The following is a 15,796-nucleotide window of genomic DNA, read 5'->3' as shown; positions in this document are numbered from 1 at the left end:
GGCGGCAATGGCGGTTTATACACAATTGGGTGCCGAGGCGCTGGCCGCGCTGATCGGTGAATTTTCGGTGGGCGAACTGGTTTCGGCCAAGGGCATTGCCGAGGGCGTGTCCAATTCGAACTGGCTGATCGAAACCACCGGCACCGGATCAGGGCCAAAGCGCTTCATCCTGACCATGTTCGAGGGCCGGACCGAAGTGGCCGAACTGCCCTTCTTTCTGGGCCTGCTCGACCATCTGGCCGACAAGAAATGCCCGGTGCCGCGCACGATCCATGACCGCACCGGCGCCAGCTTTCGCTGGATCGACGATAAGGCCGTCACGCTGATCGAATTCCTGCCGGGCGTTTCGGTGTCCGAGCCCACGGCGGCGCAAGCCCGCTCGGTGGGTGCGGCGCTGGCCGGACTGCATCTGGCCGCCGCCGATTTTCCGCAAAGCCGCGCCAATGACCTCAGCCTTGCCGGTTGGCGGGGCCTGATCGACGGTTGCGGGGCCGAAGGGCTGGCCTCGATTGACCCCGCGCTGGCGGGCCTTGTAGCGCGCGAAATGGCGGTGATCGAGGCGGAATGGCCAACCGACCTGCCCCGCTCGATCATCCATGCCGATCTGTTCCCCGACAATGTGCTGATGCTGGGCGAGTCTGTGACGGGCCTGATCGACTTCTATTTCTCCTGCCATGACATCATCGCCTATGATGTGGCCGTGACTCATGCGGCATGGTGCTTTTCGGGCGACGGGCGGGTGTTCCATTCCGACATTTCCGAAGCGCTGCTGGCCGGTTATGAATCGGTGCGTCCGCTCTCTTATGCCGAAATCGCCGCGCTGCCGGTGCTGGCGCGCGGGGCGGCGATGCGCTTCCTGTCCACCCGCGCCTATGACTGGATCAACACCCCGCCCGATGCGCTGGTGGTCAAAAAGGACCCGATGGCCTTTGCCCGCCGTCTGCAATTCTATGCCGCCAACCCCGGCGTGTTCGGGGCATGAAGCAAGTCGAGATTTTTACGGACGGGGCCTGCAAGGGAAACCCCGGCCCCGGCGGCTGGGCGGCTTTGCTGCGCATGGGGCGCCATGAAAAGGAACTGGTGGGCGCCGAAAAGGAAACCACCAACAACCGCATGGAAATGACCGCCGTGATCCGCGCTCTGGCGGCGCTGAACCAGCCCTGTCAGATCACCCTCTGCACCGACAGCAAATATGTGATCGACGGCATCACCCAATGGGTCTTTGGCTGGCAAAAGCGGGGCTGGGTCAATGCCAAGAAAGAACCTGTCGCCAATGAGGACCTGTGGCGCGAGATGCTTTTGGTCTCCAAGCCGCACAAGATCGAGTGGAAGTGGGTGCGCGGGCATAATGGCCATGCCGAAAACGAGCGCGTGGACAAGCTGGCCAGTGATGCGGCGGTTGAGGTGAGCAAGAAGTAAGGGGATGAATGCGAGGGTCTAGACCCTCGCGCTCCCGTTACTTAATACCTCACCCTTTAGAACCTAAACTAAAACCCTTAAAGTTTAGATCAGGAAACTTTTCCGCTTTGACATAAGACTGGCTTAGGAAGTACGCTAAGCCTGCAGCACCTATCACCACAGCCGCACCGAGAGCAATTTCTGCGAAGCCGTCAATTTCTACTTGTGAAGGCCCTCTCCCTGCCTCCGACGTCATACGCATAGCATAGCGCACTAGTTGAAAACCGTCCGACATGTGACCTCCTCGTTGCGATGTTATTTCAGCGATAGCGATTAACAAACGAGGTCAAATTACACTTAGATTAGTTTCCCTCCAAACGAAAAACGCCCCCACGTTTCCGCAGGAGCGCTTCCCTAAATTAACGGGATTGCAAAGGGTCGATGACCCTTTGCCCGCCGGAGGCATCAACGCCCCAAACGCTTACCCATCCAAACCATAAGCCGTATGCAGCAAACGCACGGCCAGTTCGGTTTCGTCCGAATCGATCAGCACCGAAACCTTGATTTCCGAGGTCGAGATCGCCTGGATATTGATCCCGCGATCGGCCAGAGCCTTGAACATCATGGCCGCGACGCCCGCGTGGCTGCGCATGCCCACGCCCACGACCGAGATCTTGGCGACCTTGGGGTCGGTCGAGAGCTTTTGATAGCCGATGGTTTCGCGGTTTTCCTCCAGCACGGCCACCGTGCGGTCGAGGTCGGCGGCGGGCACCGTGAAGGTGACGTCCGTGTCGGTGTCGGCGCGGCCAACGTTCTGGATAATCATATCCACGTTAATGTTGGCTTCGGCCAGCGGGCCGAAGATCGACGACACGGCGCCCGGACGGTCCGGCACGGCGGTCAGGATAACCTTGGCGTCATTCTTGTCGGCGGCGATGCCGGTGATGAGTTGGCGTTCCATATCCAGGCCCTCAAGTTCTTCGTCGGACACGATCATCGTGCCGGGCAGTGTATCAGCAACAGGAGCGTTTTCGTCGATGAAGGAGGAGAGCACCTGAACGCGCACCTTTTCCTTCATGGCAAGGCTGACCGAGCGGGTCTGAAGCACCTTGGAGCCGACGCTGGCCAGTTCCAGCATTTCCTCATAGGTGACATTCTTGAGCTTGCGCGCCTTGGCGACGATGCGCGGGTCGGTGGTGTAAACGCCGTCCACGTCGGTGTAGATGTCGCAGCGATCCGCCTTCAGCGCCGCCGCGACCGCCACGGCCGAAGTGTCCGAACCGCCACGACCCAGCGTGGTGATGCGGTTGTCGGCGGTCAGACCCTGGAAACCGGGGATCACGGCGATTTCACCGCGCGCCATGCTGGCCAGAATCTCGTCGGTGTCGATCGATTCGATGCGCGCCTTGGCATGGGCGTCATCGGTGCGGATCGGCAATTGCCAGCCCAGCCACGAACGCGCCTTGGCACCAATGGATTGCAGCGTCAGCGCCAACAGGCCGCTGGTCACCTGTTCGCCGCTGGCCACCACCACGTCATATTCGGCGGGGTCATACAGCGCGTTGGCTTCACGGCAGAAGTTTACCAGTCGGTCGGTTTCACCCGACATGGCCGACACCACCACCGCCACCTCGTGCCCGGCTTCTTGCTGGCGGCGCACAATGCCCGCCACGCGCCGGATGCGCTCGGTGCCGGCCATGGAGGTGCCGCCGAATTTCATGACGATCCGGGCCACGGTCACAGGCTCCTTAATTGAAACAAAATTACACGCGAGGCACTTGCCCCGCTTGGGGCTGGCGCTTTAGGTAGGTCCTATGAGCAATGCAACGACTATTCGCCCGGAAGAAGCCGCCCATTTTGGCAAATTGGCCGCAGAGTGGTGGGATCCAAAGGGTTCCTCGGCCATGCTGCACCGGCTGAACCCGGTTCGGCTGAAATTTATCCGCGATGCGGTGGACGCGCATTTCGAGGCCGATTCGCGCTCTGTGCGCCCTTTGGCGGGGCGGCGGGCGCTGGATGTGGGCTGCGGCGCGGGGCTTTTGTGCGAGCCTCTGGCGCGTCTGGGCGCGAGCGTGACGGGCGTGGACGCGGCGGCGGAAAATATCGCGGCGGCGCGCGAACACGCGGCGGGCGGTGGCTTGGCCATCGAATACGTCTGCGGCGATGTCGGGGCGCTGGGCCTGTCGGGCTATGATCTGATCACCAGCATGGAGGTGATCGAGCACGTCGCCGACAAACCCGCTTTCCTGCGCGCACTGATCGGGGCGATGGCGGATGATGGGCTGATGATCCTGTCCACCCCCAACCGCACGCCGCAGTCCAAATGGCTGATGATCGAGGCGGCCGAGCGTCTCGGCATGGTCCCGCGCGGGACCCACCATTGGGAGGACTTCATCACGCCGCCCGAACTGGCGCTGATGCTGGAAGATCTGGGGATGCAGGTGGGCCAGCCGATGGGGATTGCGTGGAATCCATTAAAGGGTCTGCATCTGTCGAATGATATGGCGTTGAATTATATTTTGACGGCGAAGAAGCGGGTTTGAGGGTTTTTGCCTCCGGCGGGTTAAGGGCGGGGGCCCTTAACAATCCCGTTACTGTCAATGTCGTGCATGGCATCGCCCAAGGCGCAACGGTGCCGCGCCGCAGGCTATTAAACCGCTTCGCGGAATGGCGCTGCCTTGCCAATGAAGCGCAACCCCAAAAATGGGATTGTTAAGGGCCCCCGCCCTTAACCCGCCGGAGGCACCCTAACCTTAACCGCCTTAACCGCCTCAACTACCTGCCGCTCCCGCTCATCCCAACCGCCATCGATGCGCGAATAAGGCACCCCCGCCCGCACCAGCATCTCCTCCGAAACGGCGGCGAAACGCGCCCGCGCCTCGTCGGTGCCGAAAAAGCGCGTGCCATCCTCGACCCATGGCACATCGGGCGAGAAGAGGAGGTAGAAATCAGCCTTGGGATAGGCGAAGAGTTCATCAGGAGCGTGGCCGAAGAGCATCTGCGCCCATGCCGCCGTCATCAGCGGATCGGTGTCGAGGATCAGGACGGGGGGCTGCACCTCGCTGGCGCGCAGCATCGCCTCGTTCTGGCCCCGCGCCATGGCCAGCAGGTCGTCCATGGTAAAATCCGTGCCATGCGTTTCGGCATATTCGCGGCCATATTCGGCCACCCATGGCCAGCCGAACCGGGTGCGCAGCCTCTGCGCCAGCACCGACTTGCCCGTGCTTTCCGCGCCATGGAAACAGACGCGGATCATGCCCGCCCTGCCTTCATCCATTCGCGCAGGCCCAGCACCGAGAGTACGAGAAAGCCGACATAGAGCGCCGCCGTGGGATAGAGCCCGCGATTGATGTAGAGTGCCACCGAGGCCACATCGATCGCGATCCACAGCACCCAGTTTTCCGTGCGGCGCAGGCCCAGCAGGATCTGTGCGGCAACGCTGGCGCCGGTTACCGCCGAATCGGCAAAGGGCATGGCCGCATTGGTAAAGCGCGCCAGCGCCCAGCCGAGGTTGAGGCTGAGCGCGGCCGTGACCAGCGCCCAGACGATGCGGCTGAACGGGCTGAGCCAGCCGACCGGCACCTCGTCCCTCTCCCCCTTGCTGGGCGCCCGCCTGCTTTTGGCCCAGAGCCACCAGCCCCAGCCCTGCGCACAGAAGAAAAACACCTGAAGCCCGCTTTCGGCGTAGAGGCGCTTTTCAAGGAAAACAAAGACGTAGATCGCCACCATCGCCATGCCGAAGGCATAGTTCCAGATCGAGCGCCGGACGAGCAGCGCGATATTGACCAGCCCCAGCGCGGCGGCCACCCATTCAAGGGTTGAATACCAGCTCTCGTCCATTGCGCTGCTCCGGGGTGTTTACCGCAGGGCGGTTTCCCACTCGCTGGCCTTGAAGCCCACCAGCAGGCCGCCCTTGTATTCCACGATGGGCCGCTTGATCATCGAAGGGTTCTCAACCATCAGCGAGACGGCCAGATTTTCATCGACCATCGCGCGGATTTCCTCGGGCAGCTTTTTGAACGTCGTGCCCGCGCGGTTCAGGATCTTGTCCAGCCCGGCCTCGATGATCCAGTTAGTCAGCTTTTCCTTGTCCGCGCCTGCCTTCTTGTAGTCATGGAAAGCATAGCTGATCCCATTGCCCTCCAGCCAGTTGCGCGCTTTTTTGACGGTATCGCAATTGGGGATACCGTAGAGGGTGATGGTCATTTTGGGGAAATCCAATATCAAAAGTGATGGGGGCGCATGGGACGGAAACTCCCCAAAGGTCAATCAAGAAAGTAAGCCATCAGCAGGATTGTCACCGCCGAGAAGAAAATCACATCGAACCACCCCATGGCCAGCCCCAAGCCGTATAGGCGCGAGATACCCCTTTTGGCCTTCCACCGATGTCTCGAATGGATCACGCCATCGCGCTGGTTCCGTAAATTCTGGCGAAATGCACGGGTAGCCATTATCGCGGAAAGGGCAGCACAAAGCAGAACAAGCCAATTCCCCTTCACGGAAACCGCCGCTCGACCGCCCCGTCGCAGGAATAGACCGTGTATTCGGCATAATATGCCTCGCGCCCCCGCGCCTGCACCGCGCGGTGTTCCGGGTGGCGGGCCCAGGCGCGGGCGGCCTCGACGCTTTCCCAGACCGAGATCGTCACTGTCTCGCCATCGGGGGCGGCAAAGCTTTTGTAATCGAGAAAGCCGGGCTGCGCCTGCGCCAGTTGGCCCATGCGCGCGGCATCGGCGGCATAGGCGGCGGCATCGTAATCAGCCCGTTTGCGGCTGCGGAACACGTTCATATACATGCCACAAACCCTAACAGTGGACTTTTGCCCCCACAATCGCCAAAGAGCGCGGCCATGAGCTGGAACACTTTTGGCCGCCTTTTTCGATTCACCACCTGGGGCGAAAGCCACGGGCCCGCGCTGGGCGCGGTTGTTGACGGCTGCCCTCCGGGGCTGGAGATCAGCGAGGAGATGATCCAGCCCTTCCTCGACGCGCGCCGTCCGGGGCAGAGCAAGTTCACCACCCAGCGCAACGAGGCCGATCTGGTGAAGATCCTCTCGGGCGTGTTCGAGGGCAAGACCACCGGCACCCCGATCAGCCTGATGATCGAGAACACCGATCAGCGGTCGAAGGATTATTCCGAGGTCGCCAAATCCTATCGCCCCGGTCATGCCGATTATGCCTATGATGCCAAATATGGTTTCCGCGACTATCGCGGCGGCGGGCGATCATCGGCGCGCGAAACGGCCGCGCGCGTGGCGGCGGGCGGCGTGGCGCGTCTGGTGATCCCCGAAGTGCGGATCGTAGGCTATGTCAGCCAGATCGGCGATGACCGCATCGACATGGCCAATTTCGACGAGGCGCAGATCCGCGCCAACCCCTTCTTCTGCCCCGATGCGCAGGCGGCCAAGCGCTGGGAAGCGATCGTCGATCAGGCGCGGCTCGATGGCTCGTCGATCGGCGCGGTGGTCGAATGCGTGGCCTATGGCGTTCCTGCCGGTTGGGGCGCGCCGCTCTATGCCAAGCTCGATTCCGAACTGGCCGCCGCGATGATGAGCATCAACGCGGTCAAGGGCGTGGAAATCGGCGATGGCTTTGCCGCCGCCACCCTGCGCGGCGAGCAGAACGCCGACCCGATGCGCCCCGGCCCCGATGGGCGGCCGGTGTTTGAAGCCAACCATGCCGGCGGCATCGCGGGCGGCATTTCCACCGGCCAGCCGGTGGTGGTGCGCGTGGCCTTCAAGCCGACCAGTTCGATCCTGATCCCGGTGCCGACCATTGACCGCGAGGGCGAGGCGGCGGAAATCCGCACCAAGGGCCGCCATGACCCTTGCGTCGGCATTCGCGGCGTGCCCGTGGTCGAGGCGATGATGGCGCTGGTTCTGGCCGATCAGAAACTGATCGACCGTGGACAGGTTTCCCGCCCCCGCGCTTGAGCCGGGCTGCGGTCTGGGTTAGCTTGCCCCCGGTCTTGGGCCGGGGGTATGCGCCATGGGCAATCTCGATTTTCCCAAAGTGATCGCGGCCGCGGCGGTCAGCCCGCTGGGCGTGCTCTCGTTGCTGGTGCTGGTGATCGCCATGATCGCGCTCAGCTTTTTTCGGCGGTCGGGCGATTCGATCAAACTGGTGGTATTTGGCGGGCTGCTGCTTTCGGCGGTCGGGTTTGGCACGGCAACGATGATGGCCGGGCAGTCATCCGCCAATGCGCCCGAACCGGATCATACTCCCGCCCCGGAAAATGCCCCCACGGCTCAGCCGCTGCTGCCATCCTCCCCGGCTCCATCCCCTGGTGCCGCCGCCTCGATGACCGGCCTGTGGAGCAGCGGGGACGGTTTCAGCTTTCGCTTTGCCCAGACGGGCCAGACCCTGACCTATGACACGATAGAGAATGGCGCCAGGACCGGATCGGGCAAGGGCCGGATCGAGGGAAGGCATGTCGCATGGCATTATGTCGTCGATGCCGACGGCCAGAGCGGCGATTGTTTGGGCACATTGTCGGGCGATGGGCGCATGGTGACCGGGCAATGCGCATCGGGCGGCGGCAAACCTTGGGACCTGAACCTGCACAAACAGGATTGATGATCGGATAAATCGATCAAACTGTGCCTATCGCCTCCGACTTATCGCTATTCCCAATGTGATTAATCGGGAATCCGCACTTCGCATTTGCGCCATCAGTGCCTATCTCGGCTTCAACAGTTTCCACACACCGGTTTCAACACCAAAGCAAACGACGGAGCTTATCCCATGTCGCTTATCGGTTATTCGATCCAGCCCTTCACCGCCACCGCCTACAAGGCCGGCGCTTTCGTCGACGTGACCGACGCCGACATCAAGGGCAAGTGGTCGGTATTCTTCTTCTATCCGGCCGACTTCACCTTTGTGTGCCCGACCGAACTGGAAGACCTCCAGAACGAATATGCCAACCTCAAGGCCATGGGCGTTGAAGTTTATGGCGTGTCGACCGACACCCACTTCAGCCACAAGGCATGGGCCGACACCTCGCCCGCCATCGGCAAGATCGAATATTTCCTGGTCGGCGACCAGAACCATGACCTGACCAAGCAGTTCAACAACCTGCGCGAAGGCGTGGGCCTGGCCGATCGCGGCACCTTCGTGACCGATCCCGAAGGCGTGGTGCAGCTCGTCGAAGTGACCCCCGAAGGCGTGGGCCGCAACGCTGCCGAACTGGTGCGCAAGATCAAGGCCGCCAAGTACTGGCAGGAACACCCCGGTCAGGTTTGCCCCGCCAAGTGGGAAGAAGGCGCCGAAACGCTGGCTCCCTCGATCGATCTGGTCGGCAAGATCTGATTTTGAAGTAGGTTATCGAAGGGGGTGTTACACCCCCTTCACCCCCAATACGTCTCCCGGCGAGAGATATGCGATTAGCGGCCCCCGAGCGCTTGGATCGCACCGCCGGAGGCTTTTATGGCTGCTGCACCGCAGAGCCTTTTATACATAGCGTTGCCTGATAAGCTGCCCTTTCGTCGGGAGACGTAAAGGGAGCGCGAGGGGCCGCGCCCCTCGTATTTCTAAATTCCGAAGGATCAAATCCGATGCTCGACGCCAACCTGTCCGCCCAACTCAAACAATATCTCGCCATGCTGCGTGAACCGATTGAGCTTGTCGCCAGCCTTGGCGACGATGCGAAATCGGCTCAGACCCGCGAATTGATCGAGGCCATCGCCGCGCTGTCCGACAAGGTTTCGGCGCGCTTCGATGGAACCAATGCGCGCGTCCCTTCTTTCACCATCAGCCCCGTTGCGAATGCGCATAATCGCGTGCGCTTTGCCGGCCTGCCGATGGGGCATGAATTTACTTCGCTGGTCCTGGCATTGCTCTGGGCCGGCGGCCACCCGCCCAAGGTGTCGCAAGAGGTGCTGGATCAGGTAACAAGCCTGACCAGCACCCATAATTTCGAGATGTATTTCTCGCTGACCTGCCACAATTGCCCCGATGTGGTTCAGGCGCTGACGTTGATCGCGCTCAAGAACCCGCGCTTCTCCGCCACCCTGATCGAGGGCGGCACCTATCAGGCCGAAGTCGATGAGCGCGGCGTGATGGCTGTGCCCGCCGTGTTCAAGGATGGTGCGATGTGGCTGTCGGGCAAGAAGACGCTGGAAGAAATCGTCGCCGATCTGGACGAAGGCGCCGAGGCCAAGGCCGCCGAAGCGGTCAACGCCAAAGAGCCGTTCGAAGTGCTGGTTGTCGGCGGCGGCCCCGCAGGCGCTGCCTCGGCCATCTATACCGCCCGCAAGGGCATCCGCACGGGCGTTGCGGCTCAGCGTTTCGGCGGGCAAGTGCTCGACACGCTGGGCATCGAGAATTTCATCTCGGTTTCGCACACCGAAGGCCCGAAACTGGCCGCCGCGCTGGAAAGCCATGTGAAGGACTATGATGTCGACATCATGAACCTTGCCACCGCGCAAAAGCTGATCCCCGCGACGCGCGAAGGCGGCTATCACCAGATCGAGCTGGCCAATGGCGGTGTGCTCAAGGCGCGGTCCATCGTGCTGTCCACCGGCGCGCGCTGGCGCAACATGAATGTGCCGGGCGAAAAGGACTATGCCAACAAGGGCGTGGCCTATTGCCCGCACTGCGACGGCCCGCTGTTCAAGGGCAAGCGCGTGGCGGTGATCGGCGGCGGCAATTCGGGCGTCGAGGCGGCCATCGACCTCGCTGGCATCGTCGCCCATGTCACGCTGATCGAATTCGACAGCGCAATGCGCGCCGATGCCGTGCTTCAGGACAAGCTGCGTTCGCTGCCCAACGTGGACGTAATCACCAGCGCGCTGACCACCGAAGTGCTGGGCGATGGCGCCAAGGTGACGGGCCTGACCTATAAAGACCGTAATACCGATGCGCTCCACACGGTTGAGCTCGAAGGCATCTTTGTCCAGATCGGCCTCGTGCCCAACACCGAATGGCTCAAGGGGGCCCTCGCCCTAAGCCCGCGCGGTGAAATCGAGATCGATGCCAAGGGCGCGACAAGCGTGCCAGGCGTCTTCGCGGCGGGCGATTGCACCACCGTGCCCTATAAGCAGATCGTCATCGCCATGGGCGCGGGGGCGACGGCGGGGCTGTCGGCGTTTGACTATCTGATCCGCACGCCGGCGCCGGTGTTGGAAGGGGTGGCCTAAGGTTTTAGGCCTCCGGCGGGTTAAGGGCGGGGGCCCTTAACAATCCCGGTATTGTATGCGTTGCGCCATCGGTTCGGCCTTGGGTGCAGGACGCGATGTTTGAAATTAAAAGCCTGCGGCGCTGTTGAGCGCTCCCGCGCCGCGCCGCAGGCTTTATTCCCTAAAACACCATGCCGCTGACCAAGCGCCACCCCATTATCGGGATTGTTAAGGGCCGAGGCCCTTAACCCGCCGGAGGCAAATCCCTACTTCCCCCGCTTCAAAATAATATACACCGCCCCCGCGCCCCCATGCCGGGGATGCGCGGCACGCACGGCGGCAATGCGCGAAGCATGCGCGCCATGCACCAGCCAGTCGAGAAACTTGGCTCGGATCACCCCGCGATGCGATCCGCGATCCATTGGCCCCGGCGCCGGACGCGCCCGCCCCGTGATCAGCAACACCACCCGCGCGCCCTGCGCCAGCGCCAGCGCCAGCCCGTGTTCGAGCCGCTGATAGGCCCCCTCAAGGTTGGCGCCATGCAGGTCGAGCGTGAAATCGGGCGCGACCTGCCCCTTGCCCAGCCTTTTGTCCCATCCGCCGTCCAGACCGTGCCGGTCCAGAGGGCGGGCGGGTGCCGGTGGCGGCGCGGGCGGTGGCAAAGGCGGCGGGACGCGGCCCTTGATGCGCTTGGGCGGCGGCAAGGGAGCCTCGGCCACGGGTGGCGGCGGTATCGTCGGCTCGACCTTGCGGCGCGGCTCCAGCGGCTCGATCGTATCGGCCACCCGGCGCCACAGATCCTCTTCTTCCGGCGTCAGCCTGCGCCCGCCACGCAGGGAGAACGGCGCCCTCATCGCACCCCAAGCCGCGCCAGCGTCCCCTTGGGCAGCAGGATATAGGCCCGCCCGCGCGCCAGCATGCCGCCCGCGATGCGCCTTGCCTCCTCGCCCGCGCCCCAGAAACTGTCAAAGCGGTTCGGCCCCTTGATCGCCCCGCCGGTATCCTGCGCCACCCACAGGCCGTTAACCTTGTTCGCATTGGCCAGCGCCGGATCGGCCGCAATCAGCACCGGCGCGCCCAGCGGCGTGAACAGCGGATCGGCCGCCAGGCTGGCATGCGGACGCACCGGCACGCCCATTGCGCCGATCGGTCCATCGCCGTTCAATTCACGAAAGAACACCCAGCTCTTGTTCTGGCGCATCAGCGACATGCCATCCTGCGGATGTTCGCGGATATATTGCATGATGCCCTGCATCGAGCCGGGATATTGCCCCGGCCCATTGCCCAGCAGGCCCTGCTGGCGCATGATCGTGCCTATGCCGGTATAATTCTGGCCATTGTCGGCGGCATAGCCGATGCGCATCACCCGCCCATCCGGCCCGCGCAACCGCCCGGAACCCTGGATCTGCAGGAAGAAGAACTCCACCGGATCGGCCGCCCAGGCAATTTCCAGCCCCTTGCCCGCCAGCTTGCCGTCGTCGATTTCGGCGCGTTCGAAATAGGGCTGGAACACCCCGTTTTCGTCATAGCGGCCAAAGGGCGTCTGGCCGTTGGGCTTGATCGGCGCATCGCCGGGGCGGGCATGAACCAGATCGCGCGGCACGCCATAGACCGGCACATCATAGCCGGGCTGGCGCGTACGGCTGCCCGCGATTTCCGGCTCGTAATAGCCGGTGACATAGGTGGCCCCGTCGCTGACCTGCGCCAGTTCGAAGCGCGAGCGGAAAAACCGCGCCGCATCCGTCGAGGCCCAGCCCGAGGCCGCCGCGCAGACATCCTGCCAATCAGCGCGCTGGGTCAGCCCGCTGGTGTCCGGGCGCGCCAACAGTTTGGGGCAGCTTTCACGGAAAGAGGCCAGCGCGCTCTGCGCGGTCCCGTCGCCCAGCGCGAAAGAAGACAGATTCGGCCCGCGATGGACGCCGACATCCAGTGCGGTGACCACCGGCCGGGGCGGAGGAACGGGCGTGGTGGGAACCGGGCGCGCAGGGGGCGTGACGGGAGGACGGGGGCCGGGAATGATGCGGGCGCAAGCCTCAAGCAACAGCAAGCCGGTAAGCGCCGCGCCGATTCGCGACTGCCTCAAATTCATAATCGTCCCCACCAGATTCGCCTTTTGGCGCATTCCATGCCCGGCCCTTTGGCAAAGGCAAACGGGGCGAACGCCTTGGCGCCGCCCCGCTTCGCGAAGGTCTTAACCTTCGTCGGTCTCTTCGAGAAGCCAATCGGGATCGGCCGAGTGGATATCGCGGCGGAATGTCCAGACATCGCGAACCTCGACCGCGTCATTGAGCGAACCGGCGATCACCTTGCCATCGCGGTCGCGCGTGACGGCGGCGATATCGGCGACAAAGCGGATCGACACGCGGGCAAAGGGAGCCGAATAGCCGGCGCCCACGATCTGGGTTTCTTCAATGCGGACGAGGCTGTTGTTGAAGATTTCACCGGCGGCCTCGCGCGCGTCGATGGCTTCGATAAAGCTGCGCGCGACTTCGGCATCGCAAAGGTGGCTCAATTGTCCGCGATCACCGCGCCAGAAGGCCTCAAGCACCATGCGATAGGCCGAACGGGCACCCTCGACAAAGGTGACGGGGTCAAAACGGCGGTCCGCCGAGATGATTTCGCGCAAACCGCGCTCGACACCCGGCAGCACCGCGCCCAGTTCACGCGGGCGGACCGTACCGGCCACGGCCCGTTCGGGCAGCGGCAAAGCGGGGGCCGCAGCGGCGGGCTGGGCGTCCAGACGGCTCTGTACCGGCTCCTCGCCATGTTCGGCGCGGCGCCCCAGCACCGAATAGAGACGCATGCCCAGAAAGGCTGCGATCATGGCCAGAATGACGATCGAGACGGTCACTTGCGTTTGCTTTCATCCCTGCGAGCGAGTCTTGCAACATGCGGACTTCACCCTTGATAGTGCCCTACATAGTGACGATTGACAAATGAACAACGCATGGATGGGGATATAATCCCGAAAAAATCCCGCACTGCGTCACAATCGCCGCAACAGTCTGCTTTGCCGCCCAGATCCTTGTGCGGTGCGGGCCGTGATGCTAGGCGCCATACGCAAACCATGACCACCACATGCGCCCGCAGTCCGGGCCACACAGGGAAAGTATCAAACATGGCCGATGATGGCACCGTCACTTCCTCGCTGCGTCTGGATGGCGAGGACACCCTGCCCAGCGCAGGCGTGATTTCGCAGTATGTGAAGGACTTGTCGGTCGAAAATCCCAATGCGCCCGAGAGTTTTTCGTGGCAGGATTCGCCCCAGCTGGACATCCAGTTCAACATCCAGGCCCGCGCCATCGAGGGCGACGTGCATGAGGTCGAACTGAAGATCCAGATCAACGCACGCGCCGAAGCGGGCGTGGCCTATATCGTCGATCTGACCTATGCGGGCCTGATCGGGATGCGCAATCTGGAAGAAGCCCAGATGCACGCCTTCATGTTTGCCGAAGCGCCGCGCATCCTCTTCCCCTTTGCCCGCCGCGTGATCGCCGACGCCACGCGCGATGCGGGCTTCACCCCGGTCATGCTGGAACCCATTGATTTCAATGGCCTCTATATCCAGCAGCTTGCCGCGCAGGCCGAAGCCCAGCAGGGCCCCTCGGCCACCGACGAGCCCGCCGGCCACGCATAATGTCCTGCCCGGCCTCCATGCGGGGCCGGGCATTTCCCGTTTAAAGCCAACACAAGACCGCCCAACCCATGAACCTTCTTAAAGCCACGGGGACGATCGGCGGCCTCACCTTGCTGAGTCGCGTGCTGGGCCTGGTGCGCGATTCGCTCTTTGCGCGCATGGTGGGCGCGGGCTTTGCCTCGGACGCCTTTCTGGTGGCCTTTCGCCTGCCCAACATGTTCCGCGCCCTGTTTGCCGAGGGCGCCTTTGCCAGCGCCTTTGTGCCCATGTTCAATCAGAAAGTGGCCGATGCGCAGGGGCGCGGATTGCCCGACGGCATCGCCTTTGCCGAGGCGGCGCTTTCGGTGCTGCTGCCCGTGCTGATCGCGATGACGATCCTGCTAGAGGTCTTTGCATGGCCCGTGACATGGGCGCTCTCGGGCCGATTCCATGGGGTTTCGGCGGATCAGTTCGCCTTTGCGGTCAAGCTCTCGCGGCTGACGATCCCCTATCTGATGCTGATCTCGCTGGTGTCTTTGCTGGGCGGCATATTGAATTCTCTGCATAAATTCTGGGTCAATGCCGCCGCGCCCATCCTGCTCAATCTGACGCTGATTGGCGCGCTGCTGTTTTTCCACTCGCCCGATCCGTTTGAAACCGCGCGCAATCAGGCGCTGGCGGTCACGGTGTCGGGCGCGCTGCAACTGGCGTGGCTGGCCCATGCGGCATGGCGCAACGGCGTCTCGCTGCGCCCGCATTGGCCGCGTTTCACGCCGGAGGTGAAACGCCTCCTCGCGCTGATCTGGCCTGCAGCGGCAGGCGCGGGCGCGGTGCAGATCAACCTTGTGATTTCTACCGCGCTGGCCGCCAGCCTGCTCGACCATGGCAGCGTGACCTATATCTATATGGCCGACCGGCTGAACCAATTGCCGCTGGGCCTGATCGGCATTGCGTTGGGCACGGTGCTGCTGCCCACGATCAGCCGCTTGCTGGGCGCGGGCGATGAGGCGGGCGCGATGGAGACGCAGAACCGCGGCCTCGAAATCGCCCTGCTGCTCACCCTGCCCGCCACGGTGGGTCTGGTGTTCTGCGGTGAGCCGATTGCCGCCGCGCTGTTCGGCTATGGCCGCTATACCGCGCTCGACACCGCCCATACCGCGCAGGCGCTGGCCGCCTTCTCGATCGGCCTGCCCAGCTATATTCTCGTCAAGGTGCTGACGCCCGGCTATTATGCCCGCCATGACACCAAGACCCCGGTGCGTTTCGCCACGATCAGCATGGGGGTCAACCTTGCGCTCAACCTGATCCTGATTATGCCGCTGCGCCATATGGGGCCGCCGCTGGCCACCGCGATTGCTTCGACGGTCAATGTCTGGCTGCTCTATGCCACGCTGGTTCGGCGCGGGCATTTCGCGATGGATTCGCGCCTGCGCCACCGGGCATGGCGGCTGGGCGTGGCGGCGCTGACGATGGGCGCGGTGCTGTGGATCGCCCAGCCATGGCTGATGCCTTATACCCATGGCTCTTGGTTTGTGCGCCTGGCCTCGATGGGGGCGCTGGTGGGCGGGGGCGTTTTTGTCTATGGCCTCGCCAGCTTTGCCCTTGGCGCCTTTGGCATCGAGGATCTCAAACTTTTGCGGCGTCGCCGCGTTTCAGCAGAGAAGTGA

General features: G+C 63.1%; 19 protein-coding genes. 9 read left to right on the top strand and 10 right to left on the bottom strand.

What is annotated here, in order from left to right; genetic code table 11:
• Positions 1 to 7: 7 nt before the first annotated feature.
• Both thrB and rnhA read left to right on the top strand, forming a co-directional pair.
• Positions 8 to 982, top strand: a complete 975-nt coding sequence (gene thrB, locus PQ457_RS02655) for a homoserine kinase (RefSeq protein WP_273618245.1) — start codon at positions 8 to 10, stop codon at positions 980 to 982.
• Positions 979 to 1,419 (top strand): ribonuclease HI, encoded by a 441-nt coding sequence (rnhA, locus tag PQ457_RS02650; protein WP_273618244.1) that lies wholly within the window; start codon positions 979 to 981, stop codon positions 1,417 to 1,419. The genes thrB and rnhA overlap by 4 nt, the downstream gene beginning before the upstream one ends.
• Positions 1,420 to 1,468: 49 nt before the next feature.
• Here rnhA and PQ457_RS02645 read toward each other — a convergent pair whose 3' ends face one another.
• Positions 1,469 to 1,693, bottom strand: coding sequence for a hypothetical protein (locus PQ457_RS02645; RefSeq protein ID WP_273618243.1), 225 nt, complete (start codon positions 1,691 to 1,693; stop codon positions 1,469 to 1,471).
• Between the two features lie 186 nt (positions 1,694 to 1,879).
• Positions 1,880 to 3,133: an aspartate kinase gene (locus PQ457_RS02640; protein ID WP_420540962.1), complete on the bottom strand. Its 1,254-nt coding sequence runs from the start codon at positions 3,131 to 3,133 to the stop codon at positions 1,880 to 1,882.
• Between the two features lie 79 nt (positions 3,134 to 3,212).
• Between PQ457_RS02640 and ubiG the strand changes: the two genes are divergently transcribed.
• The gene (gene ubiG / locus PQ457_RS02635) at positions 3,213 to 3,941 is read left to right on the top strand and encodes a bifunctional 2-polyprenyl-6-hydroxyphenol methylase/3-demethylubiquinol 3-O-methyltransferase UbiG (RefSeq protein ID WP_273618242.1); all 729 of its coding nucleotides are present in this window, start codon (positions 3,213 to 3,215) and stop codon (positions 3,939 to 3,941) included.
• A gap of 185 nt (positions 3,942 to 4,126) precedes the next feature.
• On the opposite strand, the gene PQ457_RS02630 is transcribed toward ubiG, so the two are convergent.
• The 5 genes from PQ457_RS02630 to PQ457_RS02610 are packed head-to-tail and all read right to left on the bottom strand — an operon-like array spanning position 4,127 to position 6,193.
• Entirely contained in the window at positions 4,127 to 4,654 is a 528-nt protein-coding gene (locus PQ457_RS02630; RefSeq protein WP_273618241.1) for an ATP-binding protein, read from the bottom strand.
• Positions 4,651 to 5,238, bottom strand: coding sequence for a nicotinamide riboside transporter PnuC (gene pnuC / locus PQ457_RS02625; RefSeq protein WP_273618240.1), 588 nt, complete (start codon positions 5,236 to 5,238; stop codon positions 4,651 to 4,653). The genes PQ457_RS02630 and pnuC overlap by 4 nt, the downstream gene beginning before the upstream one ends.
• An 18-nt stretch (positions 5,239 to 5,256) precedes the next feature.
• The gene (locus tag PQ457_RS02620; RefSeq protein ID WP_273618239.1) at positions 5,257 to 5,604 is read right to left on the bottom strand and encodes an arsenate reductase; all 348 of its coding nucleotides are present in this window, start codon (positions 5,602 to 5,604) and stop codon (positions 5,257 to 5,259) included.
• Positions 5,605 to 5,663: 59 nt separating this feature from the next.
• Positions 5,664 to 5,849 carry a hypothetical protein gene (locus tag PQ457_RS02615; RefSeq protein ID WP_273618238.1) on the bottom strand — a complete coding sequence of 62 codons (186 nt, stop codon included), beginning with the start codon at positions 5,847 to 5,849 and terminating at the stop codon, positions 5,664 to 5,666.
• A 44-nt stretch (positions 5,850 to 5,893) separates the two neighbouring features.
• Positions 5,894 to 6,193 carry an antibiotic biosynthesis monooxygenase family protein gene (locus PQ457_RS02610; RefSeq protein WP_273618237.1) on the bottom strand — a complete coding sequence of 100 codons (300 nt, stop codon included), beginning with the start codon at positions 6,191 to 6,193 and terminating at the stop codon, positions 5,894 to 5,896.
• Between the two features lie 54 nt (positions 6,194 to 6,247).
• Here PQ457_RS02610 and aroC point away from each other — a divergent pair, with 54 nt between their 5' ends.
• The 4 genes from aroC to ahpF all read left to right on the top strand — a co-directional run bounded on the left by aroC (position 6,248) and on the right by ahpF (position 10,534).
• A complete protein-coding gene (gene aroC, locus PQ457_RS02605) occupies positions 6,248 to 7,330 on the top strand; it encodes a chorismate synthase (protein WP_273618236.1) in 1,083 nt (360 codons plus the stop codon).
• Between the two features lie 55 nt (positions 7,331 to 7,385).
• The gene (locus tag PQ457_RS02600) at positions 7,386 to 7,973 is read left to right on the top strand and encodes a hypothetical protein (protein ID WP_273618235.1); all 588 of its coding nucleotides are present in this window, start codon (positions 7,386 to 7,388) and stop codon (positions 7,971 to 7,973) included.
• 168 nt (positions 7,974 to 8,141) lie between these two features.
• Positions 8,142 to 8,705 carry an alkyl hydroperoxide reductase subunit C gene (gene ahpC / locus PQ457_RS02595; protein WP_168605044.1) on the top strand — a complete coding sequence of 188 codons (564 nt, stop codon included), beginning with the start codon at positions 8,142 to 8,144 and terminating at the stop codon, positions 8,703 to 8,705.
• Between the two features lie 245 nt (positions 8,706 to 8,950).
• Positions 8,951 to 10,534, top strand: coding sequence for an alkyl hydroperoxide reductase subunit F (gene ahpF, locus PQ457_RS02590; protein ID WP_273618234.1), 1,584 nt, complete (start codon positions 8,951 to 8,953; stop codon positions 10,532 to 10,534).
• A gap of 245 nt (positions 10,535 to 10,779) precedes the next feature.
• Here the strand turns inward: ahpF and PQ457_RS02585 are convergent, their stop codons facing one another.
• From PQ457_RS02585 to PQ457_RS02575, 3 genes are all read right to left on the bottom strand, one after another.
• A complete protein-coding gene (locus tag PQ457_RS02585; RefSeq protein ID WP_273618233.1) occupies positions 10,780 to 11,367 on the bottom strand; it encodes a Smr/MutS family protein in 588 nt (195 codons plus the stop codon).
• On the bottom strand, positions 11,364 to 12,602 hold the full coding sequence (gene mltA, locus PQ457_RS02580) for a murein transglycosylase A (protein ID WP_273618232.1): 1,239 nt from the start codon (positions 12,600 to 12,602) through the stop codon (positions 11,364 to 11,366). Before mltA ends, PQ457_RS02585 begins: the two co-directional genes overlap by 4 nt.
• A gap of 102 nt (positions 12,603 to 12,704) precedes the next feature.
• The gene (locus PQ457_RS02575) at positions 12,705 to 13,364 is read right to left on the bottom strand and encodes a Tim44/TimA family putative adaptor protein (protein ID WP_273618231.1); all 660 of its coding nucleotides are present in this window, start codon (positions 13,362 to 13,364) and stop codon (positions 12,705 to 12,707) included.
• Between the two features lie 267 nt (positions 13,365 to 13,631).
• Here PQ457_RS02575 and secB point away from each other — a divergent pair, with 267 nt between their 5' ends.
• Together secB and murJ are read left to right on the top strand one after the other, a co-directional pair.
• On the top strand, positions 13,632 to 14,150 hold the full coding sequence (secB, locus tag PQ457_RS02570) for a protein-export chaperone SecB (RefSeq protein ID WP_168605130.1): 519 nt from the start codon (positions 13,632 to 13,634) through the stop codon (positions 14,148 to 14,150).
• Between the two features lie 68 nt (positions 14,151 to 14,218).
• Entirely contained in the window at positions 14,219 to 15,796 is a 1,578-nt protein-coding gene (gene murJ / locus PQ457_RS02565) for a murein biosynthesis integral membrane protein MurJ (protein WP_273618230.1), read from the top strand.

The organism is Novosphingobium humi (assembly GCF_028607105.1).
GTDB classification, from domain to species: Bacteria; Pseudomonadota; Alphaproteobacteria; order Sphingomonadales; family Sphingomonadaceae; genus Novosphingobium; species Novosphingobium humi.
The sequence above is the reverse complement of the archived record's forward strand: the minus strand, read 5'-3'. Positions and strand labels throughout refer to the sequence as shown.